Below are 1,258 nucleotides of genomic sequence, written 5' to 3' on the forward strand. Positions count from 1 at the left end.
GTGTCATGTTTTTAAATTTTAATTATTTATGTTTTATTTATCAACCTAGCACATAAACACTTAAAATAATCTGCGAGTAGTTTTACCTTGTAAAACAATGCTCTTAAAGGTTAGGGTTTGTTTTTGTTTTTTTCATGTAAAATAATGTGGTTAAATATTATAATAATTGGAATAGTTTAAATACGGTTATCCGTATTGTTATAATAAGCTTGACCCATGCGCCAAAATCTTATAAAAACGATGTTTTAAACCTTTATGTTTTAGCATACCCAATACAGCAAATGTAGACATGCCTATAAATAGGAGCTTCTCTTGTTTTAAATAGTGTATTGTTTTTTTATTTATAGCCTTTACAGCCTTTTTATGTTGGTTTTGAAACACTACTAGCCTTAAATTAACATCTCGTATCTCTGTTGCTTTACAGTTTTTTAAATCTGCTTTATTTAAAGGCGTTTCGGGTTTACGTATTAAAAACTTAAAGGGTGGCTTATCGTTAAAATAAGCGAGTGCCTCTGTAGTGGTTTTTACTAAAAATACATCTACAAAAGGATAATAGTTGTTAAAATAACATTCTAAGTTCTTTTTATACTGTTCATCTTCGCTAGCTATTATTATTTGTAATGGGGCTATTTCTATAGTCACAATACTCATTTAATTTTTTTATGATTAATAGTTGTTTTTGTCTTCTCAATACAAGATTGAGAACACAGATATAAAAAGACCCCTAGCTTTTAGGGAAAGCTTTAAAATAGGGAACTGGTTAAGGGTCTATTCTATGTTTTTGTTTAAGTATATACAAGCTAGCATTGTATATACTACAGCCATTAATAATTCAACCTATAAATTATTTTTAGGCATATATTTATAACGCCTATAATTAAAGGGGCGTTTGTTTTTTATGTACATTTGGTAGTTAAGGGTGTTATTTGTGTTATAAACACCTTTAATACAAAACAAATATATAGAAAAATATCTCAACTTAATAATAAATGGAGAAAAATATCTCAAGTTTAAAACAAAGAATGCTTCATTATATAGCATTTAAAGGTTTGAGTAAGCGACAGTTTTATATAGAAACAGGCATTGCAAATGGTGTTTTAGATAAAACCACTGGACTTTCTGAGGTTAATATAGAGCGATTTATCTCTACTTATAAAGAGGTGAGTTCACGTTGGTTACTTACAGGAATGGGAAGTATGATTTTAGATGATACAGAAGAGCGTATTGAGTGTTCTGAAATAGATGTAGAGTGGAATGA

General features: G+C 28.8%; 1 protein-coding gene and 1 pseudogene. One reads left to right on the forward strand and one right to left on the reverse strand.

Going from position 1 to position 1,258, the window contains the following annotated elements:
• Positions 1-198 precede the first annotated feature (198 nt).
• Complete coding sequence (locus tag ACVC2P_RS07740) at positions 199-651, reverse strand: hypothetical protein (RefSeq protein WP_452597907.1); 453 nt, start codon at positions 649-651, stop codon at positions 199-201.
• 338 nt (positions 652-989) lie between these two features.
• Here ACVC2P_RS07740 and ACVC2P_RS07745 point away from each other — a divergent pair.
• Positions 990-1,258, forward strand: a pseudogene (locus ACVC2P_RS07745) (hypothetical protein); the annotation flags it as partial.

It is taken from the genome of Pontimicrobium sp. MEBiC01747 (assembly GCF_053601635.1).